The organism is Corynebacterium sp. HMSC036E10 (assembly GCF_001836265.1).
Classification (GTDB): domain Bacteria; phylum Actinomycetota; class Actinomycetes; order Mycobacteriales; family Mycobacteriaceae; genus Corynebacterium; species Corynebacterium coyleae.
The window spans coordinates 36,219-43,432 of record NZ_KV827982.1 but is presented as its reverse complement, the minus strand read 5'-3'; the positions used below and the strand labels follow the sequence as shown (position 1 = coordinate 43,432).

Here is a 7,214-nt window from a genome sequence, read left to right as displayed (position 1 = left end):
GCTAGCACAATCCCGAACACCACTAGCAGACCAGAAGAACACCACCCCAACGCTCATCGTCTAGCATCCTGAAACACCAGCTAGACGATCAGCCCCATAACGACAAACAACCCCAACACCACCAGGGCAAACACAGAGACCAAAACGAGACCGTCTAGCAGCATCACAAGCCCAGCTAGACGATCAGCCCACAGACCAGGAGAACACCACCCCACCATCCGCCCCAACCCCAATCCGACGCCATATATAGGGACACACCCACACCCCACCATCCGCTCCACGGAAGGCAAACAAAAAGCCCGCCTCCACAAAAACGGAGGCGGGCGGCGCTTGGCTTACTTGCCGAGCTTACGACGCTGCACACGAGTGCGGCGGAGCATCTTGCGGTGCTTCTTCTTCGACATACGCTTGCGGCGCTTCTTAATAACTGAACCCATAAGGCTTCCTCTTTTCTAACGTTGCTTCGTACGTACGTGGTCGGCACGACCGCTCGCGCGGAACAGTGGGAGGTGCACACTCCCACAGGTTGTGGCCAACCTGAACACGCCAAGCATACAGGCGTGCAGACCAGCAGCCAAAAACCGAAAACGCCCGTTCCCCCACTGAAATCAGGTGGGAACGGGCGTTTCGTAGGGGTCTGGAGTGGTTTTACCCCACGTCGTAGACGGAGGACTCCAGGTATTCGTTCACCGCGTTTTCGTTGACACGGAACGAACGGCCTACGCGGACGGCAGGCAGTTCGCCGGAGTGGACGAGGCGGTAGACGGTCATCTTGGAGACGCGCATAATCTCCGCGACTTCGGCGACCGTCAGGAACTTTCCTTTATCTTCATTAACCACTTAATTCTTACCTCTCGGCACGCAAACGCGCTGCAGGCTTCCCCTCCCGCAGGACGAACACGCACGTGCTCCAACCACCCTAACGTGAAACATGGGTTGAGTGCGACTTAAGGGAGAGAATTTTTTCAGAGTGCAGGTAGTGAACACACAGCATCAGTTGTGACGGGTGTGACTACCGGGGTTATTCCTCGCCAAGTTCCTTCGACCGGCGCGCACAGGCCTCTATCGCGCGGTAGAACGCACCACGCAGACCGGACTCCTCCAACTCGCGGATTGCACGCGCGGTTGTGCCTGCCGGGGACGAAACGTTGGCACGCAACTGCACGGGCCCATCCTCGCCTTCCAGCATCGCGCCTGCACCGGCCGCGGTGGCCTTAGCCAGACGCTCCGCAAGGTCGCGCGGCAGGCCGAGGGACACGCCCGCGTCCACCATCGCTTCGGTGACAAGGAAGAAGTACGCAGGGCCGGAGCCGGACACTGCGGTCACTGCGTCGATCTGCGGTTCGGTGACGGTGACAACCTCGCCGGCGGCGGCGAGCAGTTCATCGACGGTCTGCCGCTGCTCGTCGTCAACGAAACGCCCGTAGGTCACCGCAAGCACGCCCTTACCGACGAGCATGGGCGTATTCGGCATAACGCGCGCGATCGGGGCGCCTGCGAGCGCCACTGCCTCTTCCATCGCTGCCAGCGTGATACCTGCTGCCATAGAGACCAGGACCGGGGTGTTGTCGGCGTCGCCAAAGCCTTCGCCAATTTCGGCGATGACGTCGAGGATGCCCGCGGGTTTCACGCACAGGAACACGACGTCGGCGTGCTGTACGGCTTCGTGGTTGTCGTTGGTGGTGCGCACGCCGTAGCGCTCACGCAATACTTCGCTGCGTTGCGACGACCTATTCGTCGCCGTGATCTTCTCCGGGTCGTAACCGGACTGGATCAGACCCGACAGGAGCGCTTCGCCGATATTTCCGGCGCCAACAATTGCGATGTTTGCCATGGTTGCCATGTTTAGATCAACGCGGGCCCAAATGCCATAACTGCTGCAGCGATACCTGCAAGCGCCATGTTCAGACCATCACGTCCGGTGCGCATCGCACGCACACCGAAAACCACGCCGACCACTGCGACGATGCCAAGCAGCACCGCAACAACTGGGATGACGTGCGCCCACAGCCACTTGAATGCCAGGAACCCAAGCACACCAAGCAGCACGCCCAGGCCAACGAGCAGCACCATCAGAATCGGGTTGATGGAGGCGTCCTCGACTTCGATGTCGCGGACGTCCTCATCAGGCAGGTCGTTCTCGAACAGGTCGAGCTCCGCATCCTGCTTATCGACGACTACCTCCTCTACCGGCTTCTCCTCCGACTGAGGAGCCGCCACAGCAGCCGCAGCTGCCGCAGGCGCCGCCGGTGCCGTGGCCTGTGCTGCAGGCTTCTCCGCAGGCTTCTCTACCGGCTTCTCCGCCAGTTTCCCTGCAGGCTTCTCTGCCGGCTTTCCTGCCGGCTTGGCAGCGCCTTCGCGCACGACCGGAATGACGTGGGTGTCGTCCTCGGCAGGCGGAGCCTGAGTCGGCTTCGCCTTGGCCACTGCCTCTTCAGGCTTCTCCTGCTTGGCAGGCTTCTCCGCAGGCTTCTCCTGCTTGGGGGTCTTTGCCGGTTCGGCGGGGGCGTCGATAGGCACGCTCGAGTGCTTCGCCTCGACAGGCTTGACGTTGACCTTCTTAAAGGAGTCGGTGAGCTCGGCGACCGAAACGCCACCGTCTTCGAGGCTGCGGCGGCGCCGGGGGCGTCGTGTGGCCGAAGGGTTTTCCTTCTCGGCGCGCGCGAGGAGCTCGGCTACCGTGAGCTGCTTGTCGGCCATTTACTCGTCGTCTCCTTTATCGGCATTCAAACCGCCCTGGTCGATGCGTTTCAGAATCACGCCTTCACGCAAGGCCCACGGGCAGATCTCCAACTTATCAATATTTAGTGCGCGCATCGCAGCCTCGGCAACGAGGGCACCGGCGACGATCTGGTGGGATCGGTCCGCATTGATGCCTTCGAGCTCCGCACGGTCCGCTGCTGTCATGCGTGAAATGAACGCGATGAGCTGGCGCAAACCGGGTGCGGTGAGGGTGCGCTGCACGAACGGACCTGCCGACGATGGTGCTGCACCGGTAAGGCGGGCAAGGGAGCGGAACGTCTTCGACGTACCCACCGCCAGGCCTACCTCGCCGAGTGCTTTAAATTCTTCGGCGGGGCCGGCGAGTTCCGCGTCGATGTAGTCGCGCAGCATGTTGATCTTCTTACGCTCTGGCGGGTCGGTGTCGAACCACTCGTGGGTCAGACGGCCAGCGCCGAGGTCCAGCGACACTGCCAGGTCCGGCATTTCTTCGGTGCCTGAGGAAATCTCGAGCGAGCCACCGCCGATGTCCAGGTTGGTGATGCGGCCGGCGGACCAGCCGTGCCAGCGGCGGGCGGCGAGGAAGGTCAGGCGTGCTTCCTCTTCGCCGGAGAGGATCTCCAGATCCACGCCGGTTTTCTTCTTCACCTGCTTCAGCACGTCCTCGGAGTTCGTCGCGGAGCGTACTGCCGAGGTGGCGAAGGCAAGGACCTCTTGGCACTTGAGATTGTTGGAGAGGTCGGCTGCTTCCTGGCAGGCGTCGACAAGTTTGTCGATGCCTTTTTGTTCGATGTTGCCTTTCTTATCCAGCAACTCGACAAGCCGCAGCGGCTGCTTCCAGTCACTCATCGGGGTGGGGCGTCCGCCACCGTATGCATCGACCGCCACAAGATGGACGGTGTTGCTTCCGACGTCTAATACACCTAATCGCACCACCTCAGCGTAACGGGTCTACGGTGTGCAAGTGTGAATCAACCAGCCCCGAATCCTGTTTTTCTTGGCTTTCCGGCAGATTCCCCGGCAGGTCGCTCCATTGCGGCAGGCAGGGAAACGGCCCAGGAATTCCCGCGCGAATGGTTTGAGTTTGTCCACCCGGAGGACCCTGACCACACGTTTTCGCTAGATCTGACCTGGCTCGAGTCCACGTGGTCATGCCGCTTTGGCACGTCACAGTGCCTGGGTATCGACGAATCCAACCAGGCGGTCGGCTGCTGCATCCACGGCGCATACATTGCCGACGAAGAAGACCGCGACACCGTATATAACTCCGTTGCGTTGATGCCGGCGAAGTACTGGCAGTTGCGTCCGGCCGACACGGATGAGTTCTTCAAGGCTGACGACCCCACGTGGCTCGAACCGTGGCTGGAGTGGGACGACAGCGATGAAGAGGACGACGGTCCGCACATCAAGACAAAGGTGGTCGACGGCGCTTGCATCTTTGCTAACCGCCCCGGCCACCCGACCGGTGCGGGCTGTGCGCTGCACCAGTGGGCGATGGCGGAAGGCCACAACATCGTTGGCACTAAGCCGGAAGTGTGCTGGCAGGTGCCGTTTTCCCGCGAGGATGAATGGCAAGAGCGTAGCGACGGCCACGAGATCCTGCGCACCACCATCGGTGAGTACGACCGCCGCCAATGGGGCGACGGCGGCGAGGACTTCGACTGGTGGTGCACCGCCTCACCGCAGTGCCACACCCCGAACAACGGCAGCCTCAAGCCGATTTGGCAGTCCATGAAGGACGAGTTGATTGCGCTGATTGGTGAGGTCCCGTATGCGATCGTCGCAAAGCATTGCGAGGCTCGCGCGAACCTGCCGCAGGAGGCGAAAGCCACCCACCCCGCGACGGATCAGGCCTCGAACTTGTAGCCCAGGCCGCGCACGGTAACCAGCTGAGTGGGGCGCTTCGGCTCCGCCTCGATCTTGGAACGCAACCGCTTGACGTGCACGTCCAGGGTCTTGGTGTCGCCCACGTAGTCGGCGCCCCAGATGCGGTCGATCAACTGGCCGCGGGTGAGCACGCGGCCGGCGTTGCGCATGAGGTACTCAAGCAGGTCGAACTCCTTGAGCGGCATGGGCACCGGCTGGCCGTCCACGAGCACCGTGTGGCGGTCGATGTCCATGACCACCCGGCCGCCCTTCAGCAGCTGGTCGTCGGCCTCCTCCACACTTTCCGCCTCCGGACCGCGGCGCAGCACCGCGCGGATGCGGGCGACGAGTTCGCGGGTGGAGTACGGCTTGGTCACGTAATCGTCCGCCCCCAGCTCCAGGCCGACAACCTTATCGATCTCACTGTCACGCGCCGTGACCATAATGATCGGCACCGACGACTCCGCACGCAGCTTTCGGCACACCTCCGTGCCACTCATCCCCGGCAGCATGAGATCCAGCAGAACCAGATCGATGTCTTCAGAGTCGAAGAGCTGCAGCGCCGTCGGACCGTCCGGCGCGATCTTGGTCTCAAACCCTTCCTTGCCCAGCAAAAACGCGAGCGGATCCGATAAGTTCTCTTCGTCCTCGACGATAAGGATGGTCGTCACTGCTGCTCAAGTTCCTTTCTGCCAGCAGAGGCGTGAACAGATTCCGGGTCAAAGATCGGCAACTCAATGGTGAACGTTGAGCCGGTGCCGGGCCTAGACCACACGGTTATGTTACCGCCATGGTTGGCAACCACGTGCTTGACAATCGCCAGTCCCAGGCCAGTGCCACCTGTCGAGCGGGAACGGGCCTTATCCACCCGGTAGAACCGCTCAAACACGCGTTTTTGGTCCTCGGGCGCAATGCCGATCCCGCGGTCCGTGACACGAATCAGCACCGCTTTGTCGCGCACCGTTTTCTGCGTGATGCTCACCGGCTGCCCATCCGGCGAGTAGTTGATCGCGTTGGAGATCAGGTTGGCCACCGCCACTGTGAGCATCGACTTGTCGCCGAGCACGTACAGCCCAGTGGGGGCGCCACGGTTGATTTCAATCTTGCGGTTTTCGGCGGTGACGTGGTTGCGGATGACGGCTTCGTCGATGATGTCGTCGACACGCACTGGCGCCATGTCGGGCAGCGCTTCCGCGCCTTGCAACTTCGACAGCGCAATCAGGTCCGTGATCATCTCCCCCATGCGGTGCGCTTCCTTGTGCAGTTTCCCGCCGAAGTATTCGACCATCTCCGGGTCAGTCGGATCCTGCAGAAGCGCCTCCGCCAGCAGCGACATGCCACCGACGGGGGTTTTGAGCTCGTGCGAGACATTTGCGACGAAATCACGCCGCGCGTGCTCCATCCGCACATTCTCAGACTCGTCGGAGCCGTAAATGATCACCGACGAGTTATCCGTCAGCGTCAACGGAGCAACTACCGCGCGCACGTTACGGATGCGGTTACCGGTGGTGCGCTGTGGCATCTCCATGTCGATGACACGTTGCTCCGCATCGTCCATCACCTGCTCCGCAACGTCGAGTACGCGGGGGTTGACGGTGCCGTCGTGCACAAGCGACATGTCGTGGGCACGCGCGTTGGACAGTTGCACCTTGCCATTTCTTCCAACGACGACGATGCCGGTGGGCGATCCCTGTGTCACCAGGTGCAACATATCGCTGACAGTGCTCACGCCTGTGTGTTCATCGTGGTCGTCCGCGCTGTTTCGGGCATGCCAACGCAACGCCCGCTGCCCGAGGTGGACAGCGGGGACGGCGACGAGCGCGCCGAGAATAAACGCAAGAACTGGCGACACAGCCTAAGCGCTACTTCTTGCCCTGGTTAGCCACAGCGGCAGCGCCAGCAGCGGCAGCCTCCGGGTCGAGGTAGGTACCGCCCGGGTTGAGCACCTTGCCGCGCTCGCCGATTTCGTACAGCAGCGGCATGCCCGTCGGGATGTTCAGCGCCGCAATGTCCTCGTCGGAAATGCCGTCGAGGTACTTCACCAGCGCACGCAGGGAGTTACCGTGCGCCGCAACCATGACGGTCTTGCCCTGCAGCAGCTGCGGCAAGATTGCCTCCTCGTAGTACGGCAGGAAGCGACGCACAACGTCCTGCAGGCACTCGGTGCGCGGCACCTCCGGCAGGAACGCGTAGCGCGGGTCGTTGGTCTGCGCGTACTCGTTATCGATGTCAATCGCCGGTGGCGGAGTGTCGTAGGAACGACGCCACTCCATGAACTGCTCATCGCCGTACTTGTCGCGGATCTCCGCCTTGTTCAGGCCCTGCAACTTGCCGTAGTGGCGCTCGTTGAGGCGCCAGTTGCGCACAACCGGGATCCAGTGGCGGTCCGCTGCGTTCAGCGCAATGTTGGCGGTGCGGATCGCGCGACGCAGCAGCGAGGTGAACACGATGTCCGGCAGGACACCCTTTTCAACCATGAGCTTGCCGGCGTTGACGGCTTCGCGCTCACCCTGCTCTGTCAGGTCGACGTCCACCCAGCCGGTGAACTGGTTCGACTTGTTCCACTCACTTTGACCGTGACGTACAAGAATCAACTTTCCGTTACCCATAACTTTAAGCATGCCACG

9 protein-coding genes are annotated in these 7,214 nt (G+C 61.8%); 1 reads left to right on the top strand and 8 read right to left on the bottom strand.

Annotated elements, in window-relative coordinates; genetic code table 11:
• Nucleotides 1-335: 335 nt before the first annotated feature.
• The 5 genes from HMPREF2736_RS11985 to HMPREF2736_RS07730 form a co-directional block, all read right to left on the bottom strand.
• The gene (locus HMPREF2736_RS11985) at nt 336-437 is read right to left on the bottom strand and encodes a 30S ribosomal protein bS22 (protein WP_003855542.1); all 102 of its coding nucleotides are present in this window, start codon (nt 435-437) and stop codon (nt 336-338) included.
• Between the two features lie 211 nt (nt 438-648).
• Nucleotides 649-840, bottom strand: a complete 192-nt coding sequence (locus HMPREF2736_RS07745; RefSeq protein WP_070421497.1) for a helix-turn-helix domain-containing protein — start codon at nt 838-840, stop codon at nt 649-651.
• A gap of 181 nt (nt 841-1,021) precedes the next feature.
• Nucleotides 1,022-1,834 carry a pyrroline-5-carboxylate reductase gene (proC, locus tag HMPREF2736_RS07740; RefSeq protein WP_070570871.1) on the bottom strand — a complete coding sequence of 271 codons (813 nt, stop codon included), beginning with the start codon at nt 1,832-1,834 and terminating at the stop codon, nt 1,022-1,024.
• Nucleotides 1,835-1,845: 11 nt separating this feature from the next.
• Nucleotides 1,846-2,700, bottom strand: a complete 855-nt coding sequence (locus HMPREF2736_RS07735; protein ID WP_070829334.1) for a hypothetical protein — start codon at nt 2,698-2,700, stop codon at nt 1,846-1,848.
• Nucleotides 2,701-3,654 (bottom strand): Ppx/GppA family phosphatase, encoded by a 954-nt coding sequence (locus HMPREF2736_RS07730; protein WP_070482908.1) that lies wholly within the window; start codon nt 3,652-3,654, stop codon nt 2,701-2,703.
• Nucleotides 3,655-3,687: 33 nt separating this feature from the next.
• Between HMPREF2736_RS07730 and HMPREF2736_RS07725 the strand changes: the two genes are divergently transcribed.
• Nucleotides 3,688-4,587, top strand: a complete 900-nt coding sequence (locus HMPREF2736_RS07725) for a DUF3109 family protein (protein WP_070482911.1) — start codon at nt 3,688-3,690, stop codon at nt 4,585-4,587.
• Here HMPREF2736_RS07725 and HMPREF2736_RS07720 read toward each other — a convergent pair.
• Genes HMPREF2736_RS07720 through HMPREF2736_RS07710 form a run of 3 tightly spaced genes read right to left on the bottom strand, consistent with a single transcriptional unit; the run spans nt 4,569 to nt 7,196 of the window.
• Entirely contained in the window at nt 4,569-5,258 is a 690-nt protein-coding gene (locus tag HMPREF2736_RS07720) for a response regulator transcription factor (RefSeq protein WP_070421500.1), read from the bottom strand. The two genes, HMPREF2736_RS07725 and HMPREF2736_RS07720, sit on opposite strands and share 19 nt — an antisense overlap.
• Nucleotides 5,255-6,439: a sensor histidine kinase gene (locus HMPREF2736_RS07715; protein WP_070829333.1), complete on the bottom strand. Its 1,185-nt coding sequence runs from the start codon at nt 6,437-6,439 to the stop codon at nt 5,255-5,257. Before HMPREF2736_RS07715 ends, HMPREF2736_RS07720 begins: the two co-directional genes overlap by 4 nt.
• 10 nt (nt 6,440-6,449) lie before the next feature.
• The gene (locus HMPREF2736_RS07710; RefSeq protein ID WP_070421582.1) at nt 6,450-7,196 is read right to left on the bottom strand and encodes a phosphoglyceromutase; all 747 of its coding nucleotides are present in this window, start codon (nt 7,194-7,196) and stop codon (nt 6,450-6,452) included.
• Nucleotides 7,197-7,214: the final 18 nt, after the last annotated feature.